The sequence below is a fragment of the bacterium genome (genome assembly GCA_035281585.1).
In the GTDB taxonomy this organism is placed as follows: Bacteria; UBA10199; UBA10199; order DSSB01; family DSSB01; genus DATEDP01.
The window spans coordinates 1-16,403 of the sequence record DATEDP010000076.1; the positions used below are offsets into that span (position 1 = coordinate 1).

A 16,403-nucleotide genomic window follows, 5' to 3' on the forward strand; every position below is an offset into this window, starting at 1 on the left:
AGAGGGGCCGGGGAGAGGGGCCCGCCGGCTTCATTCCCCTCCACGATCTGCTCCGGCGTCAAATGGGCCCGGCCCAGCGGGAACCAGAGCTCGAACCGGGTGCCTTGGCCGTAGACGCTCTCGGCCGAAACCTCGCCGCCGTGGAGCCTGGTGAACTCCCGCACCAGGTTGAGGCCCAAACCGGTGCCGGCGAACTCCGATTGGCTGCTGCCCTTGGCTTGGCGGTAGCGCTCGAAGATGTGGGGCAGCTCCTCGGCCTTGATTCCCATTCCGGAGTCGCTGACCCGGATCAAGAAACGATCTTCCCGGACCTCGGTGGCCAGCTCGATGAATCCCTGCTTGGTGAACTTCATCGCGTTGGAGAGCAGGTTGAAGAGGATTTTTTCCAGCTTCTCCCGGTCGAAGTAGATCTCCATGCCCTGGGCCAGCGGGTCAAGCATGGTCCGGATGGCCAGGCCCCGGGTGTCGGCCAGGGCCCGGAAGGGCTCGACCCATTCTTGAATCAGGCGGTGGACGTCGGCTTGGCGCGAGGCCTTGAGCTCGATCGCCTTGGCCTCGACCTTGGCCGAGTCCAAGATTTGGTTGATCAGGCCGAGCAGCCGCTGCTGGTTGCGGACCGCCACCTCCAACTGATGGCGAAGCTCGGGGTCCAGCTCGCCGTGGCGCCCGCGGAGGATGGCCTCGAGCGGCCCTAGGGTCAGGGTGATCGGGGTGCGAAATTCGTGGGAGACGTTGGCGAAGAAATCGGTCTTCAACCTCGCCAGCTCTTGGAACTCCTCCTTGCCTTTGCGGTGGAAGAGCGAACGCTCGTAGACCTTGCTCAGGCTTTGGGAAAGGATGTCGGTCATCTCGATCAACAGCATTCCGATGGCGCCGAGGACGCCGATCTGCACGGCCAGGATGCCCCAGCCCGGATGCTTGAGGCCGAGGCCGGCGGCCAAGACCATGTTCACCAGATAGAGGGCCAGGCAGGCCCGGCCCCATTTGGCCGAGCTTTGCAAGGTCCATATCACGGCCCCGCTGGCGCCGGTGACCGCATAGGCCGGCCACCAGGGCTGGAGGGCGCCGTCGACCATGAGGTAAGCCATCGGACAAATCACCGTCCCCAGCGCGGTATGGAAGATCAAGGGGAGCTGGGTTTCGGAGCGCCGCCGAATCCAATGATAGACCGCGAGGTTGAGCGCCGAGAAAATCCCGATCACTAACAAGGATTTCAGGCTGACTTGGCGCTGCCAGGCCTGGACGGCGGCCAATAGGAAAAGCCCGACGCTCAAGCCTCCGAACACCCACTCGATGTGGCGGAGCACTTCCTCGTTGACCGTCGTCGCCTTGGGTTTCTGGGGACCGGCGCCGGCGGCGGGCGAGGCCATCCAAATCGTGGCGCTGGCCGATGTTCTTTTCATGGGGAGAACCAGGGCCGAGTATAAGAAAATTTACTCTAGTCGGCCAGCCGCGATTTGGAGACAATACCGCCTAAGGGTTTTAAGAGGAGGTAGGGTTAGAATGAATCAACTGATCGATCGCTTTCTTGCGGCGGTTGGCCGAAAACGAAACATCAGCTTCTGGTATCATCCCAGCTACGACAGTCGGACCGTCCAAAAGCACACCAAAGTCCACGGCTTCGTTCACGATCGGGGGAAGAAACTGCTTTCCCATCTCTTGAACGAGAAGCTCATCGATATCGGCGACGTTCACCCGTCACCTTGGGTGGGCCTTTCGGTCCTGGGCCTCTTTCATTCGCGGGATTATCTGGAGTCGCTGGAGTCGAACCAGACCTTGGGCCGAATCTTCCATCTCAAGCCCAACCAGGTCGACACCGACGAATTGATCGGCGCCCAGCGCCGGGGCGTCGGCGGCACCATCATGGCGCTCAAGTCGGTCCTCCAGGGCGGCAAGAAGGTCGCGATCAACTTGGGCGGCGGCTTCCATCACGCCGAACCCGACAAGGGATCGAGCTTCTGCGTCTACAACGATACGGCGGTGGCCATTGCCAAGCTTCGCAAGGACGGCTTTCAAGGGCGGATCGCCATCGTCGACCTCGATTATCATTTTGGCAACGGCAACACCGCGGCCTTCGCCAAGGATCCTTCGGTTTTGGTCTACTCGCTCAACGGCCCCCAATTCTCGCCGGTTCGCAAGAAGAAGACCGAGTTCACTCTTCCCGAAGAGACCACCGACCGCCAATATCTCAAGAAGCTGGCCGAGACCATGCCGAAGGCGCTCAGCGCCTTCCAGCCCAAGCTGGTCCTTTATATCGCCGGCCATGACGTGCTCAACGACGACCCGCTGGGCGGCTTCGAGATGACGATCCCGGGAGTTTACGAACGCGATAAATTCGTCATCGATTGGGCCCAGCAAAGCCGCATACCGCTGGTGGTGACCTTGGCCGGCGGTTACAGCATGAAGGCCTGCCAGTGCTCGACCAACCTCTTGGCTTATGCCGTCGGCCACCCCGACCGGGTCGAGCTCAAGGAAGACACTCATTTCCATAAGCGCTTCAACCGGATCTCCAAGAGCCTCAGCAAGCTGGACTTGCAGAAAGACCTCTCGATGGAGAACGAGTTCAGCTTCTCCGAAGCCGACCTCTTCGGGGCCAGTCCCCTGGGCTCGACGACCAAGATCCTCGACTACTACTCGGCTTACGGGATCGAGCTCGGCCTCGAGCGCTACGGCATCCTGCCCAAGATCCGCAAGCTCGGCTACACCGATCTCAAGGTGACGGTCGACGCTTCCGAGCCCGACCACCAGTTGATTCGGGTGACCGGACGTTGGGAAGACGATCCGGTGCCCAAGTCCTATCTTTTGGGCGAGGTCATCCTGCGCAAGCTGGTCTTGCCTCAGCCCAAGGCCATCAAGGGCGGGAAGCTCGAAACGATCTCGATTGAATGGCTGCTGCTCCAGAACCCGCGGGGGGCTTTGCCGGACAAGAAGAATCTTCTCCCTGGTCAGGATCACCCGGGCCTGGGCTTGGGTGGCGAGGCCCAGGAGGTCTTCGTCCAGATGTGCATGCGCTTCGGGATGGACGGAGTGGCGCTTCATCCCTCGCATTATCACATTGGGTTGGGCGCCTCGGCCCTGTTCCATTTCCTCGACCCCAAGGTCGAGGGGCGCTTCCGGGCCCAGCGTGAGATCCTGAAGAAGAAGGATTTGGTCGCTGCCAGCTTTTGCATCGAGCAGAAGCGGCTCAAGCTCAAGAATGGCGAAATCATCGACTGGGTGCCGGGCGACCAAGTCCATGCGGTCAGCGACCGGCTCAAGGAGTATTTCCAATCGCCCGACTACGAGGAAGCGGCCTTGAAAGAGAAATACCGGCTGCTGCGGGAGGGTCTCCACATCGCCCGCGAACCGAAGCGCCTAAAAAAACGCAAAACCCCCCTTTGAAAAAGGGGGGCAGGGGGGATTTAGAGCCTTTGCACATTTGCAGGCTCGATCTCATTTGCGAGCCTCCGCAAAATCCCCCCAACCCCCCTTTTCCAAAGGGGGGTAAAGAAAATCGGCGACGGTTCGGAGCGGAGCTTTGCCGCCGTGGCGAGCCTCGACCCTGACCCGGTATTTCTCCTTGGTTTCAAGATCCAGCGTCACCCTGAAATCTTCCAAGCCCTGGCTGCGCAGCTTCTCGAGGTAGCCGCAATTCTCCATCTCGCGCTCGACTTGGTAGGCCGAAGCTCCGCTCGAGGACCGCAAGGTTTCCAGCTCCGGCCAGAAATCGGCCTCGCTGAGCTTGAAATCGGCTTCAGACCGGAACTGCGGATCGCTCGGATCGATGTCGTGGGCGACTTTGCGGAATCGGGAAGATTGGTCGGCGGCTGGATCGAAGGGCAGCGATTCCGATTCGCCCAAGGCCGCCAAGACCAGATTCAGCGCGGCTTGGCAGGCCTGGAGCGTGTAACCGCCGCCCAAGGTGATGACTCCGGGCAGGCCGCGGCTTTGCAGGAGGTCCAAAACCAGCCGGTCGCGGCGCCCGGCGCCGGCGAGGCTCAAGGAAAACTCGCCCAAGGGATCCCGCTCCAGGACGTCGTGGCCGGCGATATAGAAGACGAGCTTGGGATCGTGGCGGGATAGGAACTCGGGCAGGCTTTCCTCCAAGGCCTTGAGATAGGTCGAGTCGCCGACGATCCCCTCCATATTACGGTTGTAATGACCGGCGCCTTCCTTGTCGGTCCAGATCGCGCCGTGGAGCGAGTAATTGTGGACTTTGGGGTCGTCGAGGAAGCCGACGATATTGCCGTTGCCCTGATGGAAATCGAGGTCGACGATGACGACGTTTTCATCGAAGCCTTCCTGGCGAAGCTTGGCGATGGCCACTCCGATGTCGTTGAAGACGCAGAAGCCCGAGCCCATGTCAGGTTCGGCGTGATGGAAGCCGCCCCCGAGGTTGAAAGCCAGCGGCGGCCCGGCGAGCGCGGCCCGGGCCGCGGCCAAGGTGCCGCTCACCGCCCAGCGCTCGGCGCTCAGGATCTCGTCGACTTTGATCTCATGTTCGGGGGCTCCGAAGATCCGGGCCAAGGTCTCGCGCTTGCCGGCCCGCTCGAGATAGTCCCGGCTGTGGAAGAGGGCGAGGTCCGAGAGCGAGACCAGTGGAAAGTTCTTCAGCTGGCCCGGTTTCACCCGGCCTTCCTTGGCCAGCTGAGCCAAGACCCGCTTGCCTCGCAGCGCGATCATCCCCAGGGAGTGGGCGATCCGGCCCAGCGAGGGGGCTTCATAACGCGGGTGATACCAGAGGCTCAAGCGGCGCTCCCAACGCTTTCGGGCGATGAATCGATCCCACATGTCGCCATTATAGCCCATCGGCGGCAGCCCTTCCTGCGATATTTTTTTTCAGGATTGACGGACTCGAGGGGCTTGGCGACGATCTCTCCATGGCCCAGGACTCCCTCGGATATTTCGGAACCAGCACCAATCCCAGCCCCCGCTTCCTCCGCAAGATCTCGCCGGCCTTGAAGCTGCTCGAGCGCTATTTCGGCTACGAGCTGCAGGGCTGGAACAACATCCCCCGCGAAGGGCCGGTGCTCTTGGTGATGAACCACGGGGTCTTGCCCTTTCACGCGTTCCTGTTGACTCGGCAAATATACACCAAGACCGGGCGCTATCCTCGGACCTTGGCGGCGGAATTCCTCTTTCGTCTTCCCTGGCTCCGGGACTTGTTCCTCAAAGGCGGGGCCCTCAACGCCAGCCGGCGAAATGCCGAGCTCTTGCTCCGCAAGGGCAACCTGGTGACCGTCGCGCCCGGCGGAATTTACGAAGCCCTCTTGGTTCATCCCGGCGCCGAGCGCCTGCCTTGGCGGCGGCGCTACGGCTTCGTCGCCGTCGCGACCAAAATGAAGGTTCCGATCATTCCGTCCTACTGTCAGGGGATCAATGAGGCTTATTTGACCTCGCAGGTCCTGCTCAAGCAGCGGATCCGCAGCTTGAAGCGCTCCCGCTTCGCCATGCCCTTCTTCTTCGGGATCGGCCTGCTGCCATTCCCGGTGAAGCTGACCCATTGGATCGGCAAGCCGATCCCGACCCGGCGCAAGCAGGGCGAGACTTTTCGCCAAGCGGTGCGCCGGATTCACGACGAGGTGCTGAGGGCGATGCGCGATTTGATGGAAATTGCCAAGAAGAGCTCGGGCTAGCGAAAGCCGTTGAACCTGACGTCTTCCAGGCCCAAAATCGAAAATTTCGCCAGAACCCGCGAAGCCTCGTCATCGGTCTGACGGATGTCGATCGTCTCCTTGACGACATAGCGGGTGCTTTTCTCGAGATCGCGGAGGAAGCTGAGCTTGGCCCAGGTCGCGATCAGCGTGTCGAAGCGTTTTCGGACTTCGCCGCGAATCTGACGCTCCTCGGCGCTGATTTCGCGCATGATCATATCGTTTTTCTTGTTTTCCTTGTCGGCCGCGGCCTGGAGTCGGGCCATCTCTTGGCCGAGCTTATCGAGCTCGTTTTTTCGCTTTTTTTCGAGCTTGGCGATATCGGCCCGGATCTTGTCGAGGGGAAGACTCTTGGGTCGATAGCCCTCGGCGGTGATCTTCGCCCAGCTGCCGTGAAAGGGCGAATCCTTGGCGGCTTGGGCGTAGCTTTCCTTAAAGTGATATTGGATCAGCCGCTCCTCATATAGATGGCTGAAGATATCGAGCTGCGCGAAGCGTTTTTCATAGTTCCGAGAGCGGTAGTAAAAAGCAGTCAAGGCGGCGGCCAAGAGCGGCGCTTCGTCGAAGCCCTGGAGGGCCGTTTTCTGCCAGTCGACCAGCTCCTGTTCGCTCATTTGCTCCAGCTTACGGCCGGAGCTTTCGAGCAAATAGAGCCCTTGCATCGTGTAACGCTCGAAGGCATGGGCGATCCGAGCCACCGGCCGGCCTTCGCCGTCGCGGCCCAAGTCGAAGAGGGCGCCGAGCCAGTGGATCTTGGTTTCCTCGGTGATCGGTGCGCCCAATACCGGGTTCAAATACAGCTCGTCGAGGGCCGGGTCATAGTATTCGCCCGGCGGGAGCTCGGGCTTGGCGAAGTTGACCCTGAGTTTCCCGTCCTGAACCCGGCGCAGGGTCTCGCTGAAAAAATTTTGGTATTCGTTTTTGAAAAAGCGGTTGGGACCATTGGCGACTTCAAGCAGCGCCGCGGAGAGACCGAAAACTTGGACCTTTTCTTGGGGGTTGAATCCCGAAACCGGCTCGATTCGCTTGATGTACGTAGCCAGCTCCTGGGCCTCCTGGCCGGAAGGTTTTGCAAAGTAACTGAGGCTGCCCCGAGCCTGAGGCGGACAAGTCGGCGGCCGGGCCAATCCGTAGCTGGACTCCGATTCCGGACATTCGGGATCGGGCGGCGCCGGCGGCGCGCTTGGCTCGGATTTTGGTGGAAGAGCGCTCGAGCAGCCCCAAAGAGCGAGCCCGGCAACGGCTAGGAAGAGCAACGGCCCCATCGTAACTCCATCGTCTGCACAGAAGCACAAAGGTGATTATTGAGGGAATTGATCGAGGGACCCGAAGATAAGTTGTTGATTATTTTGAGGCCCCCCACAAATGGAGGGTGGCGTAGCTCCGCCATGGCCGCCAAGCCTGGGAAAGTGCTTCGGCTTGGGTCGGGGTCGCGCCGCCGAGCTTCTTGCGAAGGGCGAGGTCTTCCTTGGGAAAGGCGTCGGGCCAACGCAAGGCTCGCATGGCGATGTAGTGGGCGGTCCAAGGGCCGATGCCGGGGAGCTGCAAAAGCTTCGGAAGGACTTGATCCGGCGGCGCTCCGGCTTCGAGGACCAGTCTGCCCGAAAAGGCTTCCTGCGCCAAGGCCAGCAGGCTTCGGGCCCGGGCACCGACGATGCCGAGCTTGGTGAGGTCCCGCGGTTTGGCCGCCGCGAGGCTTGCGGGCCCCGGACTGAGCCGGTTCAATTCGGGATAGGGCGTCTCGATCGGATCGCCGAAGGCCTCGATCAGCCGGCCGGCCAGGGTCGTCGCGGCTTTGACGGTGACCTGCTGGCCCAAGACGGCCCGCAGGGCCAGCTCGAAGCCGTCGAAAGCGCCGGGGACCCGCAAGCCCGGATTTCGGGCCACCGCTTGGGCCAGCGCCGCTTGGCGGCTCAAGCGTTCGGCGATGAGGTCGGGCCGGGCGCTCAAATCGAAGAGATGGCGAAGTCGGCCCAGCAAAGCCGGCAGGACCGGGCTGAGCGAGCCGCTCAGCTCGACGGCGAGCCCGCGCCTTTCCGGGATATGACCGACGCGGATCCAGCCTTGGCGCGAGCCCAGCCGGACCGTCCGCCGGTATTCGCCGGCGGAGATGCATTCGACTCCCTTCAGCTCGCGCTGGGCCAGAAAATCCAGCAGCCCCGGCCAATCGAAGGGCGGGCGGTAGCTGAGCTGCAAGGTCAAGGTTTCGCGGTCCCGCGTTTTTCGGGCCGGGCTCGAGGCCTCTCGGCGCAGCCGGTTCGGCGGCATGCCATAGCGTTCGCGGAAGGCGTCGTTGAAGCGGCGGAGGCTGGCGAAGCCGCTGGCGAAGGCGACCTCGATGATCGGCAATCGGGTTTCGGTGAGCAGCTGCTTGGCCAAGAGCAAGCGGCGGGTGGAGAGCAGCTGGATCGGCGAAACGCCGAGCTCCTGCTGGACGATCCGCCGAATTTGGCGGGAGCTCAGCTCGAATTGAGCGGCGATCGACTCGATCCCGGCTTCGGGCGTTCCTTCCTCCAAGCGCTGGACGAGCAGGTCGGCGATGCGCCGAGCGTCGTCGACCGGGGCGCTCCCCGGCGCCAGCTCCGGCCGGCAGCGCAGGCAGGGACGAAAGGAATCGCTTTCGGCGGCCTCGGCGCTGGAGTAAAAGCGGCAGTTCTGGGCCCGGGGCGTCTTGGCGGTGCAGATCGGACGGCAGTAGATGCCGGTGGAGGTCACCCCGACGAAGAAGACCCCGTCGAAACGGGGGTCGCGGGCGGTCAAGGCTCGATAATAGGCGGCATGATCCATCGTCGTCATGGCTGGATTCTTCACTTTTGGGGCTTCGATTTCTAGCCGTTTTCGGACATCGAGGCGTCAGCCCATTTTGACGTCCGAAAACGGCGAGAGGAGGCCGGCGATGGCGTTTAAGGTCGGCTCGTCGAAAGGAGCTTGATGAAAAACCCAATTGAAAAAATTGAAATGGCGGTCGGTAACTCTTCCTTGGGACCGGTCCTGGTGGCGAAAAGCAGGAAGGGCCTCTGCGCGGTGACGCTCGGCGAGGATCGCCGGGCTCAGCGGCAATACCTGGAACAACGTTTCCCGGGGGCCGAGCTTTGCGAGGGCGGGGCCGAGATCGAGGCGCTGCTCGCCCAGGTGATCCGATTGGTGGAATCGCCGCGCCGGGGGCTCAAGGTTTCGCTCGATCTGCGGGGCACCGAATTTCAGCGCCAGGTTTGGCAGGCCCTGCGCGAAATTCCGGCCGGCTCGACTTCGACCTATACCGACATCGCCCGCAAGATCGGCCGGCCCGAGGCGGTTCGCGCCGTCGCCGGCGCTTGCGCCGCCAATGCGCTGGCGGTGCTCATCCCTTGCCATCGGGTCCTGCGCAGCGACGGCAATCTTTCGGGCTATCGCTGGGGCGTCGAACGGAAGCGCCGCTTGCTCGAACGGGAGCGTTGAAGACGCCTACTTTTCTTACAGAGGCTTGGCCGCCTTGGCTCGCTCCGCTTTGATGGAGTTCAGCGTCTCTTCCATGATGGCCGTCGGGACGAAGCTTGGTGGAAAAGATCGCGGCGGGAAGTCCTTGAAGGTCGCCGCAAACTGGAACACGTCGTCCATCGCACCGTAGATCCCGCCGATTTGGTTGAGGTTCCAATCCCAGTAGGTGTTGGAAGTGATGTCGGCTCGTTCATAGGGGTCCATGAAGAGATTGTAGATTTTTTGGAGGCGGAGCCGGGTGAAGGGCTCGGCCCAGACACCCATGGTTCCCGGCAGGCGCTGCTCGGCATAGACATACTTGATGGGGCCCTTCCGGTAGGCCACCAGCAGACCGTCGTCATCGGTGTAGAAGAAGCCTTCGCGGGCGCTCTTCGCGCCGTTGTTTTTGCCCGGGGTGCCGCTGACCGTCCTCAGGAAAGTCGACTGGTCATAGCCGTCGAGGTGGACCTTGTAGCTGATCCCGTTGGCGGCATAGCCCTGCCTCAGCTTGCTGACGAGGTCGGGCTCGCCGGCGATCGACACCAAAGTCGGAACCCAATCGTTGTGGCCCATCAGCTCGTTGGTCACCGTGCCGGGCTGGATCACGCCGGGCCAGCGCACCAGGCAGGGCACCCGGAAGGCGCCTTCCCAGTTGGTGTTCTTCTCGGAACGGAAGGAGGTCATGGCCCCATCCGGCCAAGTGTTCATGTGGGGGCCGTTGTCGGAGGTGTAGACCACGATGGTGTTGTTGGCGATCCCCATGTCGTCCAAGGCCTTGAGCAGCGAGCCGATCGTCCCGTCGTGCTCGATCATGCCGTCGATGTACTCGCTGTCGCCGTGCTTGAACTGCCCACGGTGCTCCGGCCGGACGTGGGTCCGCAGATGCATTCGGGTTGAATTGTACCAGACGAAGAAAGGCTTGCCGGCGGCGTGCTCCCGCTTCATGAAATCGATCGCCGCGGCCGAGGTCTCGTCGTCGATGGTCTCCATCCGCTTCTTGGTCAGAGGGCCGCTGTCTTCGATGGTTTGTTTGCCGACCTTGCCGAAGCGCGGGTCGACCGTGGGATCGTCCTTGTCGGTCGCCTTGGTCCGGAGCACGCCGCGCGGCCCGAACTTGGCCTTGTAGGCCGGATCTTTCGGATAATCCGGCAGCTCCGGCTCTTCCTCGGCGTTGAGGTGGTAGAGATTGCCGAAGAATTCGTCAAAGCCGTTGACGGTGGGCAGGGCTTCGTTGCGGTCGCCGACGTGGTTCTTGCCGAACTGGCCGGTGGCGTAGCCAAGGTTTTTCAGCAGGCCGCCGATCGAGGGATCCAATTGGCTCATGCCCATCGGGGCCCCGGGGAAGCCGACCTTGGTCAGTCCGGTGCGAATTCCGTGCTGGCCGGTGAGGAAGGCCGCCCGGCCGGCGGTGCAGCTTTGCTCGCCGTAATAATGGAGGAAGCGGAGGCCTTCCTTGCCGATGCGGTCGATATTGGGAGTCTCATAACCCATCAGGCCGTCGCTGTAGGCGCTGACGTTGGTGATGCCGATGTCGTCGCCGAAGATGACGAGGATGTTGGGCTTGGTGGTAGGCGGAGCCGCCGGCGTGGGCGCCGGAGTTGCGGCCGCGCCGGCCATCGGTTGGGGAGCACCCGGCGGCGTGGTCGAGAAAATCGGCGGGGCCGCCGGCGCGGCCGGCGCTGTCACCGGGGCGGCCGGAGCCGGCGGAGCGACAGCGGGCTGAGTCGAGGGAGTCACCGGCGCGGTTGCCGGGCTCGGCACCGTCGATATTTGTTTTGCCGGCGGTTCAGAACGACGGCAGGCTTGGGCGGACAGGAGAAAAGCGGCAAGGCTTAGGACCGTCAGAAAACCTCTTGGGCACGTGGCTTTCATGGTTAGGTTCCTTTCATGATTGCCGGATTTTATGTTCCAGCGGTGGGAGGGGCCAGCGATATTTTCCTTGCCCATCGGAGTGTCGCGATGACGATCAGGAGCCAAAGGAGCAGGATGACCCCGGCGGCGATCCAGTTTTTGGGTCGGGAACGTTCCGTCATCGCCACCGCTTTTTTTCGGCATTCCACCATGACCGGCGGCGGGATCAACTTAATCGACAGGAGGATCCCCAAGGGCAGTAAAAGCAAATCGTCGAGGTATCCAAGCACCGGAATGAAATCGGGGATGAGGTCGATGGGGCTGAAAGCGTAAGCGACGACGAAGAGGATCAAAAGCTTGGCATACCAAGGCACTCGAGGATCGCGGGAAGCCAGGTAAAGCGCGTAGACCTCGGCTTGGAGGGACTTCGCTCGTTTTTTCCAGCTTTCCAGCCAACCCATGGCGCTACATTCTCAAAAAAATCTGGAATGTCAAAATCGGAAGCCCTAGACTTTCGGGGCGGATGTCGGATGCCGGTGGAATAGCAAGGTGGGAAAATGGCGCTCCCACGGGGATTCGAACCCCGGTCTACGCCGTGAGAGGGCGCCGTCCTAGACCCCTAGACGATGGGAGCGATGGGGGGCCGGTATAGTGGGAATGAGCGATCTTGGCAAGCCCTTAGCTGGCTTGCCGGCCGCTATTTTCGCAACCCTCCCCGGCCGGGCGCGATAAGCGAAAATCCTGAAATTCGATCATTTTTAGGGGGCTAAAATGAATCCGATATTGATTGCCGGGCTCCTGGCGGCTTGGCTGGCGACCGCTTGCCGATCAGCGGACGAAGAAGGGCCCGTCGTGTCGCCGGTGAAGCCGAAACCGGACCAAAAGAAATCCACCAAGGCCGATTGGCTCCCCATCTCGCCGGAGCCGCTGCCGCCGGCCGAGCCCCCGCTTCGCATCAATTTCGGCGACGATTTGCAAGCGGCCTCGCTCTTCCATCGCCTGCTCGAAGGCAAGCCCTCTGCCGAAGTCTTAAGCCTGGTCATGGATCAAGGCTGCGCCGTCGGTTCGGCCGATCGGCGAGGCCAGCGCGACCGCTGGATCGAGCCCTGCGAGGTCCGGCGCTTCCTTCTGGAGTCCCATCATAAATATCCGGATCTGGCGCGGGAGGCGATCGGCGCTCCGGTGCCTTGGAGCCTGGACGACGGCGATCCGGCCACCGCTTTCGACGAGACCATCCGTCAGTCGCTGGCTGCGGCGGTTGCCAAGATTCGGAACAGCCCCACGCTCCAAGGAAAAGATCCCTTCGATCTCAAGTATCAGGAGATTCTGGCCATCGGCTTGTTCCATTTCGTCCAATTCCCGACCGAGGAAGCTCTGGTCGGCGAGGCGACCGACACCTTGCAGGCTTCGCTGCAGGACTTGTCCGATATCGGCTTGCCGGAATTCCGCGACTATCTCTTGGAGCATGGCGGTCTAGGACTGGCCGAGTTTCCCGAGGTTTCGACCGAGCGGCTGAACGCGCTGGAAGCCCTACGGTTAAAGGAGGGTGACACCTATACGATGATCAACGTCGTCTACGGCGCCCTGGAGGCAGCCGGGCTGCCGGTCGATTTCTTCCGTCTGCGCCACGGCAAGGAAGAGGAACCGCCCAATGCCCGCTCCGACCGAAGCGGCGTGCTGGAGCGCCCTCATCCCGGGATGGGGGTTTCGCTGCCCCTGCTCGGCTGTTCCTTGGTTTTCAGTCCGCAGAGCGGGACCCATCATCTCTTTCCGAGTCAGTCGCTGGCGATTTCCTCCGACCGTTATTTAGCCTTCCTCATCCGTGACGTTGCCGACCAGCTCAATTGGGCCGGCAAAGGCCAAGCCGCCGCCGAGCTCTATGCGCGCTCGCTGGCTTGGGCCGGCGGACAAGCCGACGTCTATAACAATTGGGGGGTGGCCCAGCATCAGGCCGGAAAGTTGAAAGAAGCCGAAGTCGCTTTCCGCGAATCGTTGCGTCTCGAATCGGGCTCGAACCTGGCCTATTTCAATCTCGGCTGGCTTTTGGCGAAGCAGGGCCGCCACGAGGAATCAGTGGCCTTGGCCGACCAAGGAATGCGGCAAATCGGCTCCAAGCCAGGATTTGCCGCCTTGGGCCTCGGCGTCGCCCGGGAAGCGATCAAGAAGGATCCGAACGACATCAAGGCCAAGAGGCTTCAGGCCGCCATCCTTGGCCGGCCTTAGCCGGCCATTGAGCGGATTCCTCATTCGAGTGCGCCGCCAAAGCCAACCAGTTGAATGTCGGCCCCTCCCGTGACCCGCTTTCCGTTCCGGGTCCCCTCCACAGTCGCGATTCCATGGTAGGAGGGAGTCACTAAGCCGAACATGTTCACCAATTCCTGGTCCTGCATCGCCGGCGTGAGGGTGAGTTGAAGGCCCTTCGAGGGAATTGCGAATTCGAGGGTGGTGGGATAAACGTTCCCGCTGTGGGGGCTAATGTATTCACCCGAGGCATTCGTGACGAACTCCTCATCGTTGAAGGTTTCGTATTTACAAAGGGGAGCTTTGCCCATCAGCGTCGCCGACTTGATCACGCGAGCGCCCGACTCACGCATGGTAATGTCAAACATCATGACCTCTTCACCGTTGTCGAGACGAATGTAATACCACGTCCATTTCACATCACCCTGTAAGGATGCGCCAAACTGATGGTCCCAGCCGCCGGACCCGATCACCGGGCGGGGCCAATGGTCTCCCGGCCGCTTGAGGGTTCCGTAAACCAGGTTGCGATAACGCCCGTAGTAGAAATTGCTGCCCACGTCCTGCCCAGTCTCGGGATCGATGTACGCCCCGAAACCATCGTCAAAGAATGCCGCCGCGTCCTTGAGGCTCTCGTAGTTCAGCTTGGCCTCGTAGCCGCCCACCGCAAGGTCGAAAGCGACTCGCCCATTCTCGCCCGTTGCGACCGGGCCGTTCGCCGAGGTCGGTCCATCCGGCAAAAACAGGTCGAAGCCGTCTTCCGTGGGTGTGAAAGTCGGACCGAAGGACAGCCAGGGCTGATGGACGTAGTTCTGCGCGGCCACATCCGTCACGCTGCCGACCGCGAAGAGCGTGGTGTCAAAAAACGACAGATAAATTGCAAGTATTCCGTAACGATCCCCGTTGGAAATGTCGGTCATATCGGCGTAGAAGCTGTAGGCATTGAGCAGCCATCCATCCGCCAGAAATTTCGGTGCATCGTCTTCAGGGATGGAAATGAGACTTTCTTGAGGAGGAAACACGCAAAGGTTGACCTGATCGGAGGATTTGGCCTGAGTGCCCAAGGTGACGCCTAAAATAACCGTGATGACGGATAGTGCTTTCTTTACCCGGATGGATTTCATACTCGACCCCCTATGCTCGATTGGGTTGCTTGTTAGGGACAAATTTTCGGGGTAGAAAAGGAGGCTAACAAGTCCGGGAAAACACTACAGCTGGGAACGCCATTGGATGGCGGCTCGGGTCAGCTCGACTCCGCTGCGGAGGTGTAGCTTCTTCTTGATCCGGGCGTAATAAGTCTCAATGGTCCTGAGATTGGCGCCGAGGTCGGCGGCGATTTTGCGCGGGAAGGAGCCCTCGCCGAGGAGCCGGAAAATTTCCAGCTCTCGATTGCTCAACTTGCAGACGTAACTCCGGAGCCGGTCCTCTCCGACCGATTCGACCCGGTGGATCATACGGTCTCGGACGGTCGAGCTAAGGAAAGTCTCGCCGGCTAAGACCGCGCGGACCGCCGCGAGAATTGTTTGAGAAGCTTCTTCCTTGATGATGTAGCCGCCGGCTCCGGCGCGAAGGGCCCGTTCGGCGTAATGAGCCTCCTTCTGCACGGAAAGAACCAAGATGGCGACTTTGGGATGCTCGCGGTGGATGGATTCAATCAAATCGTAGGCCAGAACCCCATTGAGGAAGAGATCGGTCAAGACCAGGTGGGGCTTGGCGTCGTTCAAGGCGGCGAGGGCGGAAGCGGCATCCTCGGCTTGAGCGCAGACCCGGAGATCCTCGGCCTCGTCGAGGAATGCGGCCAAGCCTCGAAGCACGACCGGATGGTCGTCGATCACCATGATTCGTTTTGGACTAGGCTTTTTCATCGGGTTTTCCGCCGGCGGGATAGTGGCAGCGGACCGTGAATCCTTTTTTGCCGGGGCCAATCTCGATTTCGCCGCCGATGGCCCTGGCCCGATATTCCATGATGTGAAGGCCGAGGCCGGAGCTTCGCGACTTGGGATCGCCGCCGGTGCCGTCGTCTCGGATTTCCAGGCAGTTTCGGCCAGTCCCCGAAATCCTGAAGGCGACTTCGATGCGCCGTGCCCGCCCGTGCCGGATGGCGTTGGTCACGGCCTCTTGAACGATCCGATAGAGGTGGATAGCGACTTCGGGATCGTAGGACTGGCTGCCTTCCGGTAGGCCGATCCGAAGCTCGGCGCCCAGGAGCGTACGAACTTGCTCGGACATGTCGCGCAATGCGTCGAGGAAATCCATCTTGGTCAAGGCGACCGGAAAAAGCGATTGGGAGAGCTTGCGAGTTGCGCTGATGGCCTGGTCGATTTCCCGCGCCACTTCCTGGGCCGTGTAGAATTCCGGCAAATCTTTCTTCTGGAGCTTTCGGCCAAGGAGCATCGACTTCAGCGAAATCCCCAGCAGCATTTGGGTCAGGCTGTCGTGGAGATCCCGGCCGATCCTGGATCTTTCCCATTCGCTGATCTTGACGATCTCGGCTTCGAGGTGACTCTGCTTTTTCTTGAGGGCTTCCTCGCGGGACTTTTGCTCGGTGACATCGATCAAGGAGCCGGTATAGCCGAGAAAGGTTCCAGCCGGATTGAAGCGCGGCGCAGCGATTTGTAGCATCCAGGCCCATTTCCCATTCTTGAGCCGGGCACGGAATTCGTCGCGTTGAGTCGGCCGGGAGCACAGGCGTATCATGGTGGTTTTCAGGATTCCGTCGAGGTCCTCGGGATGAACGAAGTCCAGCCACTGCTCGCCCGATAACTCCTCGAAGGAGCGGCCGAGGAAATCGAGGCCGGCCTTATTGCCGTAGATGCATTGGTTGTTTTGGTCGTTGGCCCAAAATATAAGAGGGGAAGCGTCGAGGACCTTGGCGTACTCTTCCTCGATATTTGGCATGTTGTTCATTTCCACCCCCCGGAACCCTTGGAGCGAAAGAATAAACAAACGATTTTCGAGTGCCAAGGCCTATTCTAAGGGGCAGCCGGCCGAGCCTCGGCCTGGAACTTGGCGATCCGGCGATGGAGCTTCTCCTTCACGTATCCGTTCAGGAGATACCAATCCACCGCCTTGCGCAGAGCCTCCCGAACCGGCGTTTGGGGAAGGCCGAGCTCGCGCACGGCCTTGGCCGGATTGAAGAACATCCGCTTGCGGCCGAGCTGCACCGCTTCGACCTCGACCGCCGGCGGACGGCGGGTGAGGCGGGAGATCCCCTCGCTGAGGTGA

Annotated in this window: 13 protein-coding genes, 1 tRNA gene and 1 pseudogene; 4 read left to right on the top strand and 11 right to left on the bottom strand. The window is 61.3% G+C overall.

All coding sequences use genetic code 11. The features are described from left to right. On the bottom strand, window positions 1-1,403 hold a 1,403-nt coding region (locus VJR29_06035; protein HKY62959.1), incomplete at its 3' end, for a HAMP domain-containing sensor histidine kinase. A gap of 100 nt (window positions 1,404-1,503) precedes the next feature. Here VJR29_06035 and VJR29_06040 point away from each other — a divergent pair. Then, a complete protein-coding gene (locus VJR29_06040) occupies window positions 1,504-3,381 on the top strand; it encodes a histone deacetylase (GenBank protein ID HKY62960.1) in 1,878 nt (625 codons plus the stop codon). 51 nt (window positions 3,382-3,432) lie between these two features. Here the strand turns inward: VJR29_06040 and VJR29_06045 are convergent, their stop codons facing one another. After that, a complete protein-coding gene (locus VJR29_06045; protein HKY62961.1) occupies window positions 3,433-4,788 on the bottom strand; it encodes a histone deacetylase in 1,356 nt (451 codons plus the stop codon). A gap of 71 nt (window positions 4,789-4,859) precedes the next feature. Here VJR29_06045 and VJR29_06050 point away from each other — a divergent pair, with 71 nt between their 5' ends. Next, window positions 4,860-5,615, top strand: a complete 756-nt coding sequence (locus VJR29_06050; GenBank protein ID HKY62962.1) for a lysophospholipid acyltransferase family protein — start codon at window positions 4,860-4,862, stop codon at window positions 5,613-5,615. On the opposite strand, the gene VJR29_06055 is transcribed toward VJR29_06050, so the two are convergent. Both VJR29_06055 and VJR29_06060 read right to left on the bottom strand, forming a co-directional pair. Beyond that, window positions 5,612-6,898, bottom strand: a complete 1,287-nt coding sequence (locus VJR29_06055; protein HKY62963.1) for a hypothetical protein — start codon at window positions 6,896-6,898, stop codon at window positions 5,612-5,614. The genes VJR29_06050 and VJR29_06055 overlap by 4 nt on opposite strands. A gap of 79 nt (window positions 6,899-6,977) precedes the next feature. Next, window positions 6,978-8,420, bottom strand: a complete 1,443-nt coding sequence (locus tag VJR29_06060; GenBank protein HKY62964.1) for an AlkA N-terminal domain-containing protein — start codon at window positions 8,418-8,420, stop codon at window positions 6,978-6,980. Between the two features lie 174 nt (window positions 8,421-8,594). Between VJR29_06060 and VJR29_06065 the strand changes: the two are divergent. After that, window positions 8,595-9,071 (top strand): annotated as a pseudogene (locus tag VJR29_06065) (methylated-DNA--[protein]-cysteine S-methyltransferase). Between the two features lie 15 nt (window positions 9,072-9,086). On the opposite strand, the gene VJR29_06070 reads toward VJR29_06065, so the two are convergent. The 3 genes from VJR29_06070 to VJR29_06080 all read right to left on the bottom strand — a co-directional run bounded on the left by VJR29_06070 (window position 9,087) and on the right by VJR29_06080 (window position 11,574). Next, window positions 9,087-10,706 carry an arylsulfatase gene (locus VJR29_06070; protein HKY62965.1) on the bottom strand — a complete coding sequence of 540 codons (1,620 nt, stop codon included), beginning with the start codon at window positions 10,704-10,706 and terminating at the stop codon, window positions 9,087-9,089. Between the two features lie 284 nt (window positions 10,707-10,990). Further along, entirely contained in the window at window positions 10,991-11,401 is a 411-nt protein-coding gene (locus tag VJR29_06075) for a DUF1232 domain-containing protein (GenBank protein HKY62966.1), read from the bottom strand. Between the two features lie 97 nt (window positions 11,402-11,498). Beyond that, a tRNA-Glu gene (locus VJR29_06080) sits at window positions 11,499-11,574 on the bottom strand. Window positions 11,575-11,711: 137 nt separating this feature from the next. Between VJR29_06080 and VJR29_06085 the strand changes: the two genes are divergently transcribed. Next, the gene (locus tag VJR29_06085) at window positions 11,712-13,163 is read left to right on the top strand and encodes a tetratricopeptide repeat protein (protein ID HKY62967.1); all 1,452 of its coding nucleotides are present in this window, start codon (window positions 11,712-11,714) and stop codon (window positions 13,161-13,163) included. A 20-nt stretch (window positions 13,164-13,183) separates the two neighbouring features. Here the strand turns inward: VJR29_06085 and VJR29_06090 are convergent, their stop codons facing one another. From VJR29_06090 to VJR29_06105, 4 genes are all read right to left on the bottom strand, one after another. Further along, window positions 13,184-14,302 (bottom strand): lipocalin family protein, encoded by a 1,119-nt coding sequence (locus VJR29_06090; protein ID HKY62968.1) that lies wholly within the window; start codon window positions 14,300-14,302, stop codon window positions 13,184-13,186. An 84-nt stretch (window positions 14,303-14,386) separates the two neighbouring features. Next, a complete protein-coding gene (locus VJR29_06095) occupies window positions 14,387-15,043 on the bottom strand; it encodes a response regulator transcription factor (protein HKY62969.1) in 657 nt (218 codons plus the stop codon). Beyond that, the gene (locus tag VJR29_06100; GenBank protein ID HKY62970.1) at window positions 15,030-16,085 is read right to left on the bottom strand and encodes a PAS domain-containing sensor histidine kinase; all 1,056 of its coding nucleotides are present in this window, start codon (window positions 16,083-16,085) and stop codon (window positions 15,030-15,032) included. The genes VJR29_06095 and VJR29_06100 overlap by 14 nt, the downstream gene beginning before the upstream one ends. A 65-nt stretch (window positions 16,086-16,150) precedes the next feature. Beyond that, on the bottom strand, window positions 16,151-16,403 hold a 253-nt coding region (locus VJR29_06105; GenBank protein HKY62971.1), incomplete at its 5' end, for a hypothetical protein.

What these genes read in the sequence shown, in the direction of transcription:
- VJR29_06045 (HKY62961.1), bottom strand. Translation starts at nt 4,788, where the DNA reads ATGGGCTATAATGGCGACATGTGGGATCGATTCATCGCCCGAAAGCGT.
- VJR29_06050 (HKY62962.1), top strand. Translation starts at nt 4,860, where the DNA reads ATGGCCCAGGACTCCCTCGGATATTTCGGAACCAGCACCAATCCCAGC.
- VJR29_06085 (HKY62967.1), top strand. Translation starts at nt 11,712, where the DNA reads ATGAATCCGATATTGATTGCCGGGCTCCTGGCGGCTTGGCTGGCGACC.
- VJR29_06095 (HKY62969.1), bottom strand. Translation starts at nt 15,043, where the DNA reads ATGAAAAAGCCTAGTCCAAAACGAATCATGGTGATCGACGACCATCCG.
- VJR29_06075 (HKY62966.1), bottom strand. Translation starts at nt 11,401, where the DNA reads ATGGGTTGGCTGGAAAGCTGGAAAAAACGAGCGAAGTCCCTCCAAGCC.
- VJR29_06090 (HKY62968.1), bottom strand. Translation starts at nt 14,302, where the DNA reads ATGAAATCCATCCGGGTAAAGAAAGCACTATCCGTCATCACGGTTATT.
- VJR29_06070 (HKY62965.1), bottom strand. Translation starts at nt 10,706, where the DNA reads ATGGCCGGCGCGGCCGCAACTCCGGCGCCCACGCCGGCGGCTCCGCCT.
- VJR29_06040 (HKY62960.1), top strand. Translation starts at nt 1,504, where the DNA reads ATGAATCAACTGATCGATCGCTTTCTTGCGGCGGTTGGCCGAAAACGA.
- VJR29_06060 (HKY62964.1), bottom strand. Translation starts at nt 8,420, where the DNA reads ATGGATCATGCCGCCTATTATCGAGCCTTGACCGCCCGCGACCCCCGT.
- VJR29_06055 (HKY62963.1), bottom strand. Translation starts at nt 6,898, where the DNA reads ATGGGGCCGTTGCTCTTCCTAGCCGTTGCCGGGCTCGCTCTTTGGGGC.
- VJR29_06100 (HKY62970.1), bottom strand. Translation starts at nt 16,085, where the DNA reads ATGAACAACATGCCAAATATCGAGGAAGAGTACGCCAAGGTCCTCGAC.